This is a genomic window from Gammaproteobacteria bacterium, from assembly GCA_009838035.1.
Taxonomy (GTDB): Bacteria; Pseudomonadota; Gammaproteobacteria; order Steroidobacterales; family Foliamicaceae; genus Foliamicus.
Genome location: VXSK01000023.1, coordinates 152,416 through 169,216, shown reverse-complemented (window position 1 = coordinate 169,216; position 16,801 = coordinate 152,416). Strand labels below are relative to the sequence as shown.

At 55.0% G+C, this 16,801-nt stretch carries 11 protein-coding genes and 4 tRNA genes; 9 read left to right on the top strand and 6 right to left on the bottom strand.

The genetic code is table 11. The features are described from left to right. Positions 1-226 precede the first annotated feature (226 nt). The 6 genes from F4Y72_10255 (at position 227) to F4Y72_10230 (ending at position 10,284) form a co-directional block, all read left to right on the top strand. Positions 227-589 carry a cupin gene (locus F4Y72_10255; protein MXZ28667.1) on the top strand — a complete coding sequence of 121 codons (363 nt, stop codon included), beginning with the start codon at positions 227-229 and terminating at the stop codon, positions 587-589. 101 nt (positions 590-690) lie between these two features. After that, positions 691-1,809, top strand: coding sequence for a restriction endonuclease (locus F4Y72_10250; GenBank protein MXZ28666.1), 1,119 nt, complete (start codon positions 691-693; stop codon positions 1,807-1,809). Beyond that, the gene (locus tag F4Y72_10245; GenBank protein MXZ28665.1) at positions 1,806-2,303 is read left to right on the top strand and encodes a threonine transporter; all 498 of its coding nucleotides are present in this window, start codon (positions 1,806-1,808) and stop codon (positions 2,301-2,303) included. Before F4Y72_10250 ends, F4Y72_10245 begins: the two co-directional genes overlap by 4 nt. After that, complete coding sequence (locus F4Y72_10240; protein ID MXZ28664.1) at positions 2,300-4,159, top strand: hypothetical protein; 1,860 nt, start codon at positions 2,300-2,302, stop codon at positions 4,157-4,159. The genes F4Y72_10245 and F4Y72_10240 overlap by 4 nt, the downstream gene beginning before the upstream one ends. Positions 4,160-4,471: 312 nt before the next feature. After that, positions 4,472-7,483, top strand: a complete 3,012-nt coding sequence (locus F4Y72_10235) for a restriction endonuclease (protein MXZ28663.1) — start codon at positions 4,472-4,474, stop codon at positions 7,481-7,483. Next, a complete protein-coding gene (locus F4Y72_10230; GenBank protein ID MXZ28662.1) occupies positions 7,483-10,284 on the top strand; it encodes a site-specific DNA-methyltransferase in 2,802 nt (933 codons plus the stop codon). Before F4Y72_10235 ends, F4Y72_10230 begins: the two co-directional genes overlap by 1 nt. 170 nt (positions 10,285-10,454) lie before the next feature. On the opposite strand, the gene F4Y72_10225 is transcribed toward F4Y72_10230, so the two are convergent. Together F4Y72_10225 and F4Y72_10220 are read right to left on the bottom strand one after the other, a co-directional pair. Next, the gene (locus tag F4Y72_10225; GenBank protein ID MXZ28661.1) at positions 10,455-11,126 is read right to left on the bottom strand and encodes a hypothetical protein; all 672 of its coding nucleotides are present in this window, start codon (positions 11,124-11,126) and stop codon (positions 10,455-10,457) included. A gap of 51 nt (positions 11,127-11,177) precedes the next feature. Then, positions 11,178-12,107, bottom strand: a complete 930-nt coding sequence (locus F4Y72_10220) for a WYL domain-containing protein (GenBank protein MXZ28660.1) — start codon at positions 12,105-12,107, stop codon at positions 11,178-11,180. A gap of 134 nt (positions 12,108-12,241) precedes the next feature. Here F4Y72_10220 and F4Y72_10215 point away from each other — a divergent pair, with 134 nt between their 5' ends. Genes F4Y72_10215 through F4Y72_10205 form a run of 3 tightly spaced genes read left to right on the top strand, consistent with a single transcriptional unit; the run spans position 12,242 to position 16,268 of the window. Continuing rightward, positions 12,242-13,384 carry a patatin-like phospholipase family protein gene (locus F4Y72_10215; protein MXZ28659.1) on the top strand — a complete coding sequence of 381 codons (1,143 nt, stop codon included), beginning with the start codon at positions 12,242-12,244 and terminating at the stop codon, positions 13,382-13,384. Positions 13,385-13,393: 9 nt separating this feature from the next. After that, the gene (locus F4Y72_10210) at positions 13,394-14,440 is read left to right on the top strand and encodes a hypothetical protein (GenBank protein MXZ28658.1); all 1,047 of its coding nucleotides are present in this window, start codon (positions 13,394-13,396) and stop codon (positions 14,438-14,440) included. 28 nt (positions 14,441-14,468) lie between these two features. Then, on the top strand, positions 14,469-16,268 hold the full coding sequence (locus F4Y72_10205; GenBank protein MXZ28657.1) for a ubiquitin-activating enzyme: 1,800 nt from the start codon (positions 14,469-14,471) through the stop codon (positions 16,266-16,268). A 54-nt stretch (positions 16,269-16,322) separates the two neighbouring features. Here F4Y72_10205 and F4Y72_10200 read toward each other — a convergent pair. The 4 genes from F4Y72_10200 to F4Y72_10185 form a co-directional block, all read right to left on the bottom strand. Then, a tRNA-Lys gene (locus F4Y72_10200) sits at positions 16,323-16,396 on the bottom strand. A 66-nt stretch (positions 16,397-16,462) separates the two neighbouring features. Further along, a tRNA-His gene (locus F4Y72_10195) sits at positions 16,463-16,538 on the bottom strand. A 51-nt stretch (positions 16,539-16,589) separates the two neighbouring features. Further along, a tRNA-Arg gene (locus F4Y72_10190) sits at positions 16,590-16,666 on the bottom strand. Between the two features lie 42 nt (positions 16,667-16,708). Continuing rightward, positions 16,709-16,785 (bottom strand) — tRNA-Pro (locus tag F4Y72_10185). Positions 16,786-16,801: the final 16 nt, after the last annotated feature.

Below are 16,801 nucleotides of genomic sequence, written 5' to 3'. Positions count from 1 at the left end.
ATTAAGCATTGCTACTCTATGCGATCTTCCAGTAGATGTGCTTTCCCGAAGAGATGAAATCCACGCGAAGGATGCGGTGGTTTTTCTGCCTAATCCAGTCCACCCAAAAAGAGGAACAACATCGGTTTCAGAATAGCGGGAAATCCTTAGCCTGAATGGACTGGTTTATGGGGGAAATATCAGCACCTATAATCGCCCATCGTCAGTCTAGAGGGGGGTTGAAATAATGGGTGACCGCCAGCAATTGGTGGCAATTGCTGCCGGTGAAGTACTGCCAAGCGCCAAAGCGTCGAACAACCCAGAACCGTACGCGAGCCAAACAACCAAGCGTGAGAAGAGTCGGATAGGTGGATTTTCCGGCCTTAAGAATTCCGGAGCGCGACCGCCAGTGCCTAGCAAGTGCGCCGGTTTCCTAGCGGGAGGTGAGGCGCATCACCTAGTTAACCATACTGACAAGGAAGTTGTTTTCCTGAAAATCGGCAACCAGGCAACGGGTGATGAGGTGAACTATCCAAATAACGATCTCCAGGCCGTGATGGGTCAGGAGGGACGTTGGCAATTCGGGCACAACGACGGTACACCCTACTAGCGAACACGTGCCGATACCAAACCCTCGCCTAACCTTTTCTGTCCCAGGTTGGTTCCCGGACAAAAACACTGTTCCGCGCAGAAAAGGATGCGAGCAAACGTGTGACTGACTTTCCAAATCTAAGGGAAATAGAACCGGAGCAGGTTTCGGCAACGCTTACGCATGCGCAAGTAATGAGCGGTATCCCAATTCCGCCAATCCGCTTACTTCAAGTTATGTCACCCGACGAATGGGAAGTATTTACGGAAGAATGGTTATATTTTCACAAAGATAACGGAACCTATCAATCGATCCAGCGCTTTTCCGGGCCTGGCGACTTGGGACTAGACGTGGTTGCTTTTTCGTCCAATGAGGGGTTCAGTAAGCCTTGGGATAGTTTCCAGTGCAAGCACTACAACCACGCGCTAACGCCCGGAGATGTTTACGGGGAAATCGGCAAGATTGTCTACCATTCGTATCTTCGTACACCGCCATTTAATCAGTTGTGCCGCGTCCCGCAGCGCCACGTTTTCGTAGCGCCCCTTGGTGTGGGAATCCAACTTGGTCGGCTATTAAGGGACACCGGTCGCCTCAAGGAGGTGGTGCGAGCTAAGTGGACGAGTCATTGCGTACCCGCAATTGGAGCCGGGATTGAGGCTCCCCTTGAGGACGGACTGCTCAAGTATTTTGACGACTTCAATTTTGCCATCTTCGAAAACCGAAATTCTAGTCAGTTGGTGGAGGAACACTCCCAAACAGTATTTCATGCCGCGCGATTCGGAGGTGGCTTTCCGCCACGTGACGAGCCTGACGTGCCTCCATCGAAGCCTACGGAGTCCGAGAGTGTGTATCTTCGAAAATTACTCCAAGCCTATGGCGACCATCTCGGCTTTCCCGTGACCTCAGGCGAAGCACTGGCGTCTCATGCACAACTGGAGAACCACTACAATCGCCAGCGCGTGCTGTTTTACAGTGCCGAGTCGCTAAGAAATTTCGCGCGTGATCGTACCCCAGAGCGGACCTTCGACTTACTCCAGGATGACGTTTACAACGGCGTAATCGACATTTGTGAGGCCGAGCATTCCGATGCTTTGGAAAGACTTCGCAATACCGTATCGGCAGCCGGCCAGATGGATGTGAGCGGAAACGCTCTTGCCAGCGTCACAAGGGTAGCCGACAAACAGGGTATTTGCCATCAACTTGCCAATGACGATCGCCTTACATGGACAGAGCAGCCATGACCGGCAGAAAGGCTAGCCCATTCAACAGTGCGTTAGAAACTGGCGTTCGAGCGTTGTCAATCCTTACTGCCAGTTATCCTAAGGTGCACGATCTTGGTAGGCTCGTCCAGTACGACTACCTCACAGTGCATTCTGCGGACGCTAATGGTCCGCCCAGCCTACATCCACCCTTGCCGCTTCGTTCTGGCGAATTACTTGTCCGACGCGGATTGATCGAATCGGGCCTGCGTCTGATGATGAGCAGGTCGTTAGTCCGCCGCGAGCTTCACGCCAATGGATTTCTTTTCGGAGCGGAGGATTCGGCCACATCGTTTCTCGATAACTTGAGTTCACCCTACTCTGTTGCGCTCCGCAATAGGGCCGATTGGGTCGCGACCACGTTCGACGAATTGAGTGTCGAACAACTCGATTCCGTCGTCAAACGTCTGTTTGAGGCTTGGACGATTGAGTTTCAGCCTAGCCAAACCAGGTCACAAGCGGAGTTGCCGTTATGAGCAGTTTGCTACTTCGGTATCTTGCTTTTCTCGGACCAAACAAACCCCTGGCAGATCTTTCATTTGTTCCAGGCCTAAATGTCATTTGCGGTGCTTCTGAGACCGGGAAGTCTTTTGTAGTTGAGAGCATTGACTTCATGCTGGGTCAGCAAGCCCCAGTGCGGGACATACCCGAAAGAAGCGGGTATGACCGCATCAGGTTTTCTATAGAGAGTGCTGACTGGCCGCTGTTGACGCTGGACCGCAGTATCGAGGGCGGAGATTTCCAAGCATCCGAAGAATTGCTAACCGACGGTTCGCCTCAATTGGACCCGAAGATCCTCAAAGGCAAACATAGCGCCAACAGGGAGGACACACTTTCGTATGCATTGCTTGAGCGTATTGGTCTGAAAAAGAAGATCTTGCGTAAGAATGCTGCTGGAGAAACCCGTTCACTAAGCTTCCGCGATTTGGCACGACTATGCGTCGTCACCGAGCAAGAAATCCAGCGAAGTATTTCTCCGCTCTTATCAGGTCAGGTACTTTCGGCTACAACAGAATATGCCACTTTCAAGCTACTAGTGACAGGCACCGATGACAGTGGCTTGATTGCTGCTGCTAAGGTGTCGAGCCAACGTGACCAAGATACCGGCAAGATGGAACTGCTGGATCAAATGATTGCCGATCTTCGGGAGGAACTTGAGGAGGAAGGGGTTGAGGAGCAGGAGCTAAACGACCAGCTTCAGCGGCTCGACAAGTCCATATTGGCGCAAAATGAAGCGCTTAAAGCCGTCCAGAAGACACTAGATGCCATTCTTGAGCGCCGCAGTCTTGCGGTCAGAGAGTTGCGAGACCGAAAGGCGAGAATCGAAGAGATAGAAGAGCTTGTGAAGCGATTCAGGCTTCTCGATAGTCACTATCAGTCAGATTTGGTGAGACTTGCCGCCATTTATGAGTCGGGCACTCTTTTCGTCCATCTTGAGCAACATTCTTGTCCACTTTGTGGCGCCTTGCCTGGCGATCAGCATCTCGACACGGAATGTGAGGGGAATGCTGATTCCGTAGTGGAGGCGGCTCAGGGGGAAATGATCAAGATCAACCGCCTACGGCATGAACTCGGCGATACGATTGCGACACTGAATACTGAGCGGGGCGAGTTGGAGGAATCAATGGTCCAATTTGAAAAGGAGGACAAAGCGTCAGAAAAGGAGCTCAACGAGATTGCTTCGCCTGCGGTATCTACCGAGCGGGCGTCTTACGATCAGTTGGTCTCGAAGAGGGCGGATGTTCGGTATTCGATTGAGAAGATAAACCGCCTGAATCAACTAACTAGTCAACGCGCCAAACTTGACAGAGCGCAACCGGAGACCTCGGTGACTCAGACACAAGTTTCGAAGAATTTACTGGACGAGTTCGCACAGACTGTCGAAGGAATATTGCAGGAGTGGCATTTTCCAAACGCTAATCGCGTTTTCTTTGATGAGCGCAAACGGGATATCCAGATATCCGGTAAGGACCGAGGGAGCACAGGGAAGGGTCTTCGCGCGATTACGCACGCTGCCGTAAAGATCGGCCTATTGGAATTCTGCTTGGGGCGGAATCTTCCCCATCCGGGCTTTGCCGTTCTCGACTCTCCGCTATTAGCATACTGGGAACCGGAAGGCGATGACGACGATTTGCGCGGAACTGACTTGAAGGAAATGTTCTACCGCTATCTGATGAGTCTGCCAAAGGACCGGCAGGTCATTATTGTCGAGAACGAAACTCCGCCGGACTTCGTAGTCTCTCGCGACGTCAACGTAATCCGGTTCACAAAAAACCCTCATCAAGGTCGCTACGGTTTTTTCCCGCGCACGGGATTGAACGATTCCAATTAGATTGGGTGCAGGAGCTTGGAAATGATCGACTCGTACTTTCTTTCCTATTCGTGTGGCTTGTGAATCCTGACGCGACCGTTCCGCAATAATCCGAGTTATGTTTGATCGGCAGATTCTCACCGTACACTAGCGCAGGAATTCAGAATTTGATTGAGCACTACAGCGCTTCGAACGCCCGATAGCACAACGATTCTGATCGTAAGTCCCACTTAAACAAGATGCATTGCTGAAGTCAGTTTCCGAATAGCGTAATATCGCGCGCAAACTGGGCAACCCGGAAGAACAACGGAGGGGAACCGACGGTCCAATCGTATGGATCAATTCTTCGACAAGCCTATTCTCAACTCGCCCTATGAGTATCCGTCACGGCACTGGGAATTGGACGAGAGTGGCCAGCCCACTAACCAGATTCTTGAGGAGCGTCGCCGCGTATCCTTTGTTACGCCTATCCCGCAGCCTAAAGGGCGTAATCAGCGCAAACTGATCTTTGAAGAGCAGGCGAAAGCGCTCGAAGCTGAGGGGCAGCAGTACGAATTGGCGGAAACCATGAACGGAATTCGTCATCAGGTGGATGCTTGGCGCCAGGAGCTTGATCCGAACCGCTGGAAAGTCACGCCAGAAACAGCGCTTCTTTTGCAGCACTGGCGCAGCCATAGGTTCAGCGGTATTCGGCCGTTTTTCTGTCAGGTCGAGGCCGTGGAAACGGCTATCTGGCTGACGGAAGTTGCTCCGAAACTGGGCCAGGAAGGTCGCAAGATTCTCGATCATCTCGCCGCCGCCAACGAGCAGGCCAATCCAGGTCTGAGTCGAATGGCCTTGAAACTCGCTACCGGCGCGGGCAAGACCACCGTGATGGCCATGATCATTGCTTGGCAGACGGTAAACGCTGTGCGTCGGCCCACTAGCCGAAGATTCACACGAGGATTCTTGCTCGTTACACCGGGAATTACGATAAAGGACCGCCTCCGCGTGCTTCAGCCCAACGATCCGGATAGCTACTACGGCAGCCGCGAACTGGTTCCGAGCGAAATGCTCAGCGACTTGGAACGCGCCAAGATCGTTATCACCAACTATCACGCCTTCATGCTGCGGGAACGGCTCTCTCTATCCAAGGGCGGCCGTTCGCTGCTACAGGGCCGCGGGTCGGAGATTGCCACCTTGGAAACCGAAGGTCAGATGCTTCAGCGGGTGACGCCAGGGCTGATGGGCATCAAGAACATTATGGTGCTCAATGACGAAGCGCATCATTGCTACCGGGAGAAACCGCCCGAAGAGGACGAGGAAGGCGCACTGAGGGGTGATGATCTCAAAGAGGCTAAGAAAAACAAGGAAGCTGCTCGCGTTTGGATATCGGGGCTCGAAATAGTTAAAGCTCGGCTAGGCGTTGAACGCGTGATTGACTTATCCGCTACGCCGTTCTTCCTGCGTGGATCCGGGTACGCGGAGGGAACGTTGTTCCCTTGGACGGTAAGCGATTTTTCGCTCATGGATGCAATTGAGAGCGGAATCGTCAAGCTGCCCCGAGTGCCGATCGCCGATAACATTCCCGGCGAGGAAATGCCGAAATTCCGAAATCTTTGGGTTCACATCGGCAAGAAGATGCCCAGGAAAGGACGGGGCAAGGGAACTGTGCTTGATCCCTTGAAAATCCCGGTCGAACTCCAGACCGCACTGGAGGCTCTTTACGGTCACTACGAGAAAATCTTCGATCTTTGGGGCAAGGCCGGTATTGAAGTGCCTCCATGTTTCATCGTCGTGTGCAATAACACTTCAACGTCCAAGCTCTTATACGACTACATTTCCGGATTCAAGCGGGCTAACGAGGACGGTTCTACAACAGTGGAGCAGGGTCGCCTAAGGTTGTTCCGTAACTTTGACGAAAATGGCGCTCCGCTTGCTCGTCCCCATACGCTCCTTATCGACAGCGAGCAACTTGACTCGGGTCAGGCCTTGGACAGGAACTTTAGAGCTGCGGCCAGCGACGAGATTGAGCGCTTTCGCCGAGAGATTGTCGCAAGGACAGGAGACCGGCGGCAGGCTGAAAAGCTATCTGATCAGGACTTGCTTCGGGAGGTTATGAATACCGTCGGAAAGGCAGGGCGGCTTGGGGGAGATACTCGTTGCGTCGTGTCAGTATCGATGCTGACCGAGGGGTGGGACGCAAATTCCGTTACACATGTCCTTGGAGTGCGGGCTTTTGGCACACAACTGCTGTGCGAGCAGGTCGTCGGTCGGGCGCTCAGAAGACAGTCCTATGACCTTAACGAAGATGGCCTGTTTGACGCGGAGTACGCCGATGTCTTCGGGATCCCGTTCGATTTCACCGCCGAGCCCGTCATCGCACTTCCGGTTCCGCCCCGGGAGACCGTGCAAGTTCACGCAGTTACGCCGGAGCGGGACGCTTGCGAAATTCGCTTTCCGCGGGTGCAGGGTTATCGCGTAGAACTTCCGGACGAGAAACTATCGGCCAAATTCACTGCGGATTCGACTCTGGAACTCACGCCGAATCTGGTGGGCCCGACCATTACGCGGAACCAGGGAATCATTGGAGAAGCGGTGGATCTGAACCTTGATCGCCTAGACAATGTCCGCTTACCGACTCTGCTGTTTCACCTCACGCAACGGCTCGTGGAGACAAAGTGGCGGGATGCTGGCGAAGCCCCGAAATGGCACCTTTTCGGCCAACTGAAGCGGATTACTCGCTTGTGGATTGAGAATCACCTGGTCTGCAAGGGCAACACGTTTCCCGCCCAGCTCATGTACAGGGAACTCGCCGATATCGCTTGCGAGCGCATCAGGAGAGGAATCGTGGCCCACTATGAGGACGCTCGCCCGATCAAAGTTGTGCTCGATCCTTACAATCCGACCGGGTCGACGATCAACGTGCGTTTCGCCACCTCAAAACTAAATCGCTGGAAGACCGACCCGCAGCGCTGTCACGTAAACTGGGCCGTGTGCGACAGCGACTGGGAGGCCGAGTTCTGCCGTGTTGCGGAATCGCATCCCCAAGTTCGCACTTACGTAAAAAACCAGGGTTTCGGCTTCGGAGTGCCTTACCTTTACGGCTCCAAGGCTCGAACCTATATACCCGATTTCATTGTGCTGGTGGAAGACGGGCGCGGGGACGACGACCCCCTGCATCTCATCGTGGAAATCAAAGGCTACCGCGGAGAGGACGCCAAGGAGAAGAAATCCACTATGGAAACCTATTGGGTACCAGGAGTGAACAGGCTGGGGGCATATGGTCGCTGGTCATTCGTCGAGTTCACCGATGTGCACAAAATCTGGGATGAATTCAATGCCACCGTGAAAGGGCGCGATTAATGGCTCGCAAGCCTCGATCCCCGAAGGAAGTCGGTGCGCTGCGACATCGGAACAAGCGCAGGAACATCCCCACGGCCGAGCTTGAGACCGTGATGGAAGAGGATGATCGTGGCGCTATCCAAGTCGCATACGAACGTCGCGATCCCGATTTGGATCCGCAACTTGTCTGGCGTGGGAAGGACACGAAAAACTGGTCGGACTTGGTGGTTCAGGTACCGCCGCTGTTTATCCAGGAGAAGATTCATCCCCGGGCATTGATCAGCGACCTATTGCGGCATAGCGAGAAAGCTGAGGCTGAACGTGCCACTACCGAAACAGGCTTTCAGCCTAACTTGTTCGCCGACTTTGACGGCTTGCCCCAAGGCCAGGCCCGAACCGAGTTCTATCAGCACGATGCCAATTGGTCGAATCGGATGATTCTTGGTGACAGCTTGCAGGTAATGGCGTCGCTGGCGCAACGAGAGAGGCTCCGTGGCAAGGTGCAGTGCATCTACATCGACCCGCCCTATGGAATCAAGTTCAACTCCAATTTCCAGTGGTCAACGACCAGCCGCGACGTACGGGACGGCAAACGAGAGCATATCAGCCGCGAGCCCGAGCAGGTGAAGGCGTTCCGCGATACGTGGCGCGATGGAATACATTCGTATCTGACGTATTTGCGGGATCGGCTGACGGTAGCGCGGGATTTATTGACCGAGAGCGGGTCAATTTTCTTGCAGATCGGGGACGAGAACGTGCATCGAGTGCGAGCGTTAATGGATGAGGTGTTTGGGGAGGAGTCGCTCGTTACCATTATCACATTCAAGAAAACGGCTGGACTTGGGAAAGGCCAGATGGCTGAAGTTACTGACTTTGTTCTTTGGTATGCAAAGTCTAGGGAAAGCGTAAAGAGACGACTACTTTTTAGTCCAAAAACTCCGGAGAGTGATCCGGCGTACTCAATCTTGAAAGAGGGTATTGGGCAATTCCGACGTATCAAGAGTGGAGAGATTGTCCCGGCAAACGAACATGCTCGATTTCAGATACTTTTGGCTGCTGGCCGGACCCCAAGCTGTGTCTACACAATTGAGGCATTCGGGCAAAAGTATTCCCCAACAGCCGGCAGAAGTTGGTCTACCAACCAAGAAGGCATGCGAAAGCTCTTTGCCTCCGACCGTGTTGTGCAATCGGGACGAACGTTGAACTATGTTCGATATGCGGGAGATAACCCCGTAAATCCTCTTTCGAATCTTTGGGCAGACACAGCGTCTGGAAGCGGAATGGGCAAGGTGTATGTTGTCCAAACGTCTGTCAAAGTCATCCAGCGATGCATCCTCATGGCCACCGATCCAGGCGATCTTGTTCTTGATCCTACGTGCGGTTCCGGCACCACTGCATACGTTGCAGAGCAGTGGGGGCGCCGCTGGATCACGATCGATACTTCCCGCGTTGCTCTAGCGCTCGCGCGAGCCCGCATAATGGGCGCCCGCTATCCTTACTACTTGCTCGCTGACAGCCGCGACGGAAAAAATAAAGAAGCCACGCTCTCCGGCAAGACTCCCTCCGATGCGACTACGTACAACGACATCCGCCAGGGCTTCGTGTACAAGCGAGTCCCCCACATCACCTTGAAGTCCATTGCCAACAACGCCGAAATCGACGTGATCGGGGAGAAATTCCAGGAAGAGCTTGAGCTGCTTCGCGCTGGGCTCAACCAAGCGCTGAAGGAAGATTGGAAGGAGTGGGAGGTTCCTCGCGAGGCCAGCAACAACTGGCCGCAAGATGCAAAGAAATTTCATGCGGAGTGGTGGGAGCAGCGTATCGCTCGGCAGAAGGAGATTGATGCCTCCATTGCCGCCAAGGCTGACTACGAATATTTATTCGACAAGCCCTACGAAGACAAGAAGAAGGTGCGCGTTGCCGGTTCGTTCACGGTGGAAAGTATCTCACCGCACCGGGTTTTGGGTTTTGACGAAAATGACCAACTACTCGACAGCGTCAGGGAAGAGAGGGCCAGTTATGGCGATACGCAGGACTTCGCTGGCGTGATCTTGGAGCACCTTAAGTCTACGGGAGTCCAGCAGGCTCACAAGGAAGATAGGATCGCCTTTTCTTCGATCACTCCTTGGCCGGGCGATCTTATCTGTGCGGAGGGGCGGTATGCCGAGGGTAGCGAGGACTCTGTTGTCGAGAAGCGTGCTGCTATCTTTATTGGGCCCGAGTTCGGCACCGTAGCACGACCGGATCTGGTTGCAGCCGCGCGAGAATCAGCGGACGCCAACTTTGATGTTTTAGTGGCCTGTGCGTTCAACTACGAGGCCCATGCCTCGGAGTTCAACAAGCTGGGTCGCGTTCCCGTCCTCAAGGCTCGCATGAACGCGGACCTACATATGGCCGGCGACTTAAAAAACACTGGGAAAGGCAATTTGTTCGTGATCTTTGGCGAGCCGGATATCGAAGTCCTTTCGGTAGCGGGGAGGGAAGCCGACGCCGAGAAGATTCAAGTCAAGATCAATGGTGTGGACGTTTTCCACCCCAACACCGGCGAAGTTCGCAGTGACGGCGCCGACGGCATCGCCTGCTGGTTCATCGACACCGAGTACAACGAAGAGAGCTTTTTCGTCCGCCACGCTTACTTCTTGGGAGCGAACGACCCTTACAAGGCACTAAAAACCACACTAAAGGCCGAAATCAATCAGGAAGCCTGGGCCACGCTCCGAAGCGACGTCTCACGCCCCTTCGATAAACCCCAATCGGGTCGCATCGCTGTCAAAGTCATCAATCATCTCGGCGACGAAGTGATGAAGGTCTTTCGAGTATGAGTGCAAGCGCACCGGAAGACGAGGGATCACGTGGCAAGCGCTTACTCTGTAGTAGCAAAGCCAATCCCGTAAGAACAGTCAGTCCTTCTGATTGTCTTCGCTGTTGCCGTTATTCAGCGTATTTTCTTTGCGGCGAAAAATGGAACTATTAGGCAGAAGACTTACAGTTCTCAGCTATAACCAATTTGGCTCTGTTCTTCCTGCTGGATCGTCTGCAAGGCGACCTTGTTGGACGTGACCACAAATCGCTCTATGAATGCGGTCTGGTCTGCCTGATTGTTGAAGCGGTCGGGTGAAGTCTCTTCCTCAAGGAATAGGCGTAGTAACTTGCGCAGTTCCGCGTCTCTTCGCGTGATGTGTCGCCGTAAAAGAAGCTCTTTTCCGGCGCTTGATTGAGTCTGTTCGGCAAGCAGTTGGGGAGCGAAGATCGGGTTGCGCCGATTTGCGCTTCGGGCGATGAGAATTGTCCGAATGCACCAGAGCACTCGCTTGGCAAGCAGGTTTGAGTTCAGTTCGGTGCCGAACCTAGCAAGATACCAACCCAGATCTGCAGCCCACGCAATGTCGGACATGTAGTCTGATCGGTATTGGAAAGCATCCTGGAGTCTTGGCAAGTATCCGTTCGGATCCAGTAATGGCTTAGCCTCCCGCACCAGATGGCAGAGGAATAGGTCACCTTCGCGGGCATTTTTTTTAAGTGTCTGCCATGGATACAGAAACAGTGAGAGATGGCCGGCCGTAATACGACGCGTTTCGTTCTCCAGCGCGATCATCAACAGATCGGTGTCGGAGCTATCTAACTCATCGGCTCGGGCAAGACTACCAAATAGCAGGGTTGCCACTACTGACATGAGCGTCTGGGTCTTGAACTAGGCTGACGCATGGCTAGATACCTAAGGGCCACTAGTGGTTTTGTCTGAGCCTTGCGTTCGTGCCAGGGCCTCCTTTGACAATTGGCGAGCTGCAGCACGTGCTTGTATGACTTGGTCTCGATTCTGGAGAACGACTTGCTGCTTGTTTGGATCTAGGACACCGGGTTCTATTTCGAGGTTGTACTTGCTCATTAAATAAAAACTGAGGCTCAGTCGACATGAGTGAACAAGGCGCTTATCTGTCATCCCCAGCTCAGCGGAAATTGCGGTCTGTCGTTCTGGCGGCAAAGCTGGGTTAGGCACTATCACAAGATTGATTTCGTGGGCCCATTCGAAATCCAGAGAGGGATCGATTGAGGAGGGCCGAGAATCGGCGACTGCGCTAATGCGGCTCAGTTTATAGTCCCGGAAATCGTTGTGATCCCTAGACCATGATCGGATGTACCAGCGTTCGTCGCTATAGGCCAGGGCATGGGGCGCAATTATCCGCGATGGCTGAGGAGAACCGGTCAGCGAAGCATATTCGATGACGACCTCCAACCTGTTGCGGATTGCTTGGAGAACGCGAAGCAGTACCGCCGGATCGGTCGGCCGACCGCCAAGTGTGACCACCTCGATCGGGAGTGCGCTACGGAACCAGCTATCTTCCTGACGTATCCATTGGTTTTCGATGGCTATCAACTGCAAAAGGTGTTGATCGATATTCCCGCCGATGAACGCAGGCTCATACTTTTCGCTACGTCTATAAGCCTTCTCGGCCGGATCGTAAGCGAGGTTGTCCGGCGCAATCTTTTCATACTGCCCGATGTCCACCGAGGCCTGTTGCGCTGAGATGCCAAACGTTTCCGCCATGTCCTTTCGGTTGAAGCGTCCGTCCCAAAACAAGCGAAAATCGATGAATTCCAACCGGCGGCGAACCCCCCAGCGCAGCTGTTCACCCGCCTCATCCATACTATCCTCCTATAATAACGACTAATTCATGATGAATACATCAAGAAACTTGATGTATAATCGCAATATCCGTATATTCTATTGCCGGATGGCGGGGCATGATAACCCCGTCCCGACTGTGTTGAGGGGACCGAATGGGAAATACCCAAACAAATCAACATATTGAGCAGGCTTACCGCGTGCTCAGCCTCGACGGTGGTGGAATGCGCGGCATCTACACTGCGGCCTTTCTTGCGCGGCTGGCGGATCAATTTAGCCGGATCCGTGACGAAGCGGCGCTTGACCTCGGACGCGGTTTCGACCTGATCACGGGAACCAGCACTGGCGCAATCGTCGGCTGCGCCCTCGCCATCGGCCGGCCGATGCAGGAAATCGTCGGGCTCTACCGCGAGCATGGTTCCAAGATATTTCCGCATCGGATTGCCGGCAAGGTAAGTGCCGTTTATCGGGCTACACAGGGCGGCCGGTACGTGCGAGCGGGCGATAAGGCGCTCCGAGATGCGCTTGAATCAGTTCTGGGCGACACAACCATGCGGGATGTGTACGTCAAGCGCGGAATCTCACTGTCAATACCTGCTGTCCTGATGAGTGAGCATCGTGCTTGGGTATTTAAAAAGACGCGGTGCAGCGGGGTGCGCGACGATAACTATACGCTGGTCGATGTCTGCATGGCATCCAGTGCGGCGCCGATCTACCGCTCGCTCGCAGCGATCAACGATCCCAACGATCCTGACGGGCCTCAGCAAGTTTTTGCGGACGGTGGTCTTTGGGCCAACAACCCAATCTTGGTTGGCTTGGTCGACGCGCTGACCACCGCCGAGCCTGACCGACCGATAGAGATCTATTCGCTTGGGACCTGTCCGCGCCCAGAGGGCGAACACATTGATGCGAAGTCGGCGCACCGATCGGTGTTGGGCTGGTCGCTTGGCGTCGATGTCGCGCCGCTGAGCATTTCGACCCAGGAGTTTGCCTTCGACCAAATGGCGAGACTCTTGGCCAATGCCATCAGCAGCAGCGGACGTACTGTCCGACGTGTGCGTTTCCCCAACAGGCCCGTACCGACAAGCATGATGCCATATCTGGGTCTCGACGATACCCGGCAGGAGGCACTAGGCCGCTTGATTTCGCAAGCTCACACGGACGCCGACCTGACGAAGAGCATCTGCGATGACCCCAATAGCGACGACGGCGAGATGATCCGACGTCTCATTAACGATTTACCGGCGGTGCCGGCGAATGGCGCGGTTTGGGACCACGCCTCCCTAGACAAAAAGTAAGGAGAAGTAATGTTCGACTGTTCCAAGGATATCCGGGCGTATCACAATCAAGAGGTTACTCTGCCCAAGACCGAGCAAGACAGGATGCGTGATCGGCGCAACTCCAACCGGGAGCGAGTGCGCAGGGGATTGAAGAGGGCGGATAAGCCGAAGCCAATCGAATTCGTCTCGCAGGGCAGCTACGCTATGAAGACGATGGTTCGCGACCCAGACAACGACTACGACATAGACGATGGCGTCTACTTCCGGAAGGAAGATCTGGTCGGCACACGCGGTGCCGAGATGACTTCCCTCCAGGCTCGCCAAATGGTTCGCGATGCCGTCGATGACGGCCAATTCAAGCAAGCACCGGAGGTGCGCTCGAATTGCGTGCGGGTGTACTATCAAGCCGGATACCATGTTGATCTACCCGTCTACCGCCGGGTGGTTACTTCGACCTTTTATGGCGAAGAGGTCCACTACGAACTGGCTTCCAGCAGCGGCTGGAAGCGGTCCGACGCCCGCGATGTGACAAAGTGGTACGAAGAAGAGCGCGCGAGATCGGCCGATGGTCAGCAGTTCCGTCGCATCAACCGGGATTTGAAGAAGTACGCTCGCAGTCGCCGTAGTTGGCGCACCGGCATACTGAGCGGTTTCGGTATCTCCGTCCTTTTGGCCGAACGTTTCCGGCAGAGCGGTCGTGAGGATCTTGCTCTCTACAGCACCATGCTGGCGATACGGGACAGGCTGAACTGGGATCTTGAGATCGCCCATCCGGTCACTCCTGGCGAATACATCACCAGTGGGGCTCACGACGCCCGGGCACGATCTTTTCGCGACAAGCTGACGGACGCGATCGATACACTACGGCCGTTGTTCAGGAGCGACTGCACGCGCGAACGAGCGGTTAAGTGCTGGGACAAGGTTTTTGCCACGACCTTTTTCAGTGAGCGACTTGAGAATGAGAAGCGGGCTGCGGCTTCGGCGCCAGCCATTATCGGTTCGGCTGCACTCCTATCGTCTACGTCGGCAGCTGCGAACGCCGTGAGAAGCGCCGGTGGCGGCCGCTCTGCCTGAGACAGCGTTGCCACTCAGCGGGCGTCGGATGGCGCTTCAACTAGAGGCGCGTCTACGCGAGCGGACGGAGCAGGCCCCCGAACGGCTGGATGCGCGGATGATGCGGAGGTGCTATCCGCGCCGCCAATTTGTCGCTGGCTGGCGGATAGGTGTCACTTTTTCTGACGAGATCGTGCGCCACATCGATCTAGTGGCCACCGCTGGTTTTCCGTCTGTCCCGGTTCGCACCGCGTTGGTTGACCACCCACCGTTCATGACTTGGCCCCATGTGGAAAGCGACGGCATTATGTGTTTGCTGCCCAACATGGCGGAGTGCGACCCCGACGATCCATGCGCTGTGGCTGAGAACCTTTTGGGGCGGTCCGTTCAGTTAGTCGAAGACCTATTGGAAGGGTCAATCATCGAGCGGGACTTTCGCGAAGAGTTTTTGACCTACTGGCAGTACAAGTCACATGAGGACGGCACACGTTTCTTCAGCCTGCTTACTCCGGAGCCGCCTTCTCGCGTCGTGCGTGTCTGGAGAGATGACGGCCTTGAGATTGCGGGAGAGGACGAGAGCACCTTAATGCGGTGGGTGCGTCGCCGTTTCGGTACCGATGCCCATGCAAAGACCGAGGAGGCTGCCTTCATTTGGCTGTCGAAGCCGCCGCTCCCGGTTGAATATCCCGAAACGGCGTCCGACTTGCATGTATTGGCAGTTAATGCAGGACAGGATGCAGCTTCAGCCCTGGCGCAAGCCGCGGTCGGCGAGCCCGACCAAGTGGTTGCTCTGCTCGGGGCACGCGGACGAGGTGGATCTGGTCTCATCGCGGTCAAGGCCTCAAACCCAAGAACTACGCATTCTCGTCCGCATTCGGTTACTGACCCGCTGTCAAAGGGTTTCAGACCGGGACGCACACCGAAGCCTTTGTTACTTCGTCGATTTTTTGGATTTAGTCCGGTCATCCGAAGTTCGATACAGCGTGCGGACGCGCACTGGGTGCATGGACGTGGACGCGATCCTCGAACTGCTCGGCTACTGGATTCCACGGTTGTTGTGTTTGGGTGTGGATCGGTTGGCTCGCCAGTTGCCTGCACGCTTGCGCAGGCGGGGGTTGGCAACATCATTCTGGTTGATGTTGATACTTTGAGTTGGCCAAATGTCGGTCGACATCCGCTGGGTGCTACGGCGGTTGGCCTTAACAAAGCGGAGTCCTTGGCCAAGCGACTGCAAGCCGACTTTCCTCATCTTAGGATCGACAGCCGAACTTGCTCCCTACAGGAGTTCTTGCGCAACGAACCTGAACTCCTGGGGAAGGCAGATTTGATCATCGCAGCTACCGGGAGTTGGGGCGCCGAAAGCGCACTTAATCGCTGGCATGTGGAACAGGGTCGGCAGAGCCCGATCCTTTACGGTTGGACGGAAGCACATGCCTGTGCGGGTCATGCTGTGGCTATCGTGCGGAAAGGCGGGTGTTTTCAATGCCACATCAGCCAGACGGGGTCGCCGTCCTTTAGGGTTGCAAAGTGGCCAGACGGCGGAGATCCTAGCCAAGAGGAGCCAGCCTGCGGCGCGCATTACGACCCTTATGGTCCCGTAGAGCTTAGCTACGTGACCGCAATGATCAGCGATATGGCACTGGACTGTTTGCTAAGCCCCCCTTCTCGTTCAATCAGCCGCGTCTTCGCTACATCAACGCGCCGCATTGCTGAGCTTGGTGGGCTCTTGAGCGACGAATGGCTAATCGAACACGGAGAGAACGACTCGGGAATAAGAACGGTTGATCGAGATTGGCCGGAGAACAATTGTGTCGCATGTGGAGATCCGCCGGTCGAGGAAGCGGCATGACGGCACCGAATTGACCCGCGCGTCTGTTTTATTTTGCTTTACTTGAGTAAGAAGTGGGCCGTGAGGGAATCGAACCCGCAACCAATGGATTAAGAGTCCACTGCTCTACCTAGTTGAGCTAACGGCCCAGTGTGGGTTTGGCGTGGTGCGCCAGCCGGTGGAGGTGCAATATTGCCACAGCCGGCGATAAAGGGTGGGGTGGACGATGGGACTCGAACCCACGACGACCAGATCCACAATCTGGGGCTCTACCAACTGAGCTACGCCCACCACGGTTGATGCTGCTGCCCGGCCCGCCGTCTGGGGCGCCGCTTTCGCCGATGGCGCGCCTGGCAGGACTCGAACCTGCAACCACCGGCTTAGAAGGCCGATGCTCTATCCGGTTGAGCTACAGGCGCATCGACTGGTTAGTCCGGGAAAGCGGCGGCCCATTGGCGCAGTGGTCGGGGTAAACGGATTTGAACCGTTGACCTTCTGCTCCCAAAGCAGACGCGCTACCAGACTGCGCCATACCCCGCCGCGTGCCGAGCCAG

Bases quoted from the DNA above. Each gene is read 5' to 3' on its own strand.
- F4Y72_10205 (MXZ28657.1), top strand. From the start codon at position 14,469: ATGGCGCTTCAACTAGAGGCGCGTCTACGCGAGCGGACGGAGCAGGCC.
- F4Y72_10215 (MXZ28659.1), top strand. From the start codon at position 12,242: ATGGGAAATACCCAAACAAATCAACATATTGAGCAGGCTTACCGCGTG.
- F4Y72_10255 (MXZ28667.1), top strand. From the start codon at position 227: ATGGGTGACCGCCAGCAATTGGTGGCAATTGCTGCCGGTGAAGTACTG.
- F4Y72_10220 (MXZ28660.1), bottom strand. From the start codon at position 12,107: ATGGATGAGGCGGGTGAACAGCTGCGCTGGGGGGTTCGCCGCCGGTTG.
- F4Y72_10210 (MXZ28658.1), top strand. From the start codon at position 13,394: ATGTTCGACTGTTCCAAGGATATCCGGGCGTATCACAATCAAGAGGTT.
- F4Y72_10245 (MXZ28665.1), top strand. From the start codon at position 1,806: ATGACCGGCAGAAAGGCTAGCCCATTCAACAGTGCGTTAGAAACTGGC.
- F4Y72_10240 (MXZ28664.1), top strand. From the start codon at position 2,300: ATGAGCAGTTTGCTACTTCGGTATCTTGCTTTTCTCGGACCAAACAAA.
- F4Y72_10235 (MXZ28663.1), top strand. From the start codon at position 4,472: ATGGATCAATTCTTCGACAAGCCTATTCTCAACTCGCCCTATGAGTAT.
- F4Y72_10230 (MXZ28662.1), top strand. From the start codon at position 7,483: ATGGCTCGCAAGCCTCGATCCCCGAAGGAAGTCGGTGCGCTGCGACAT.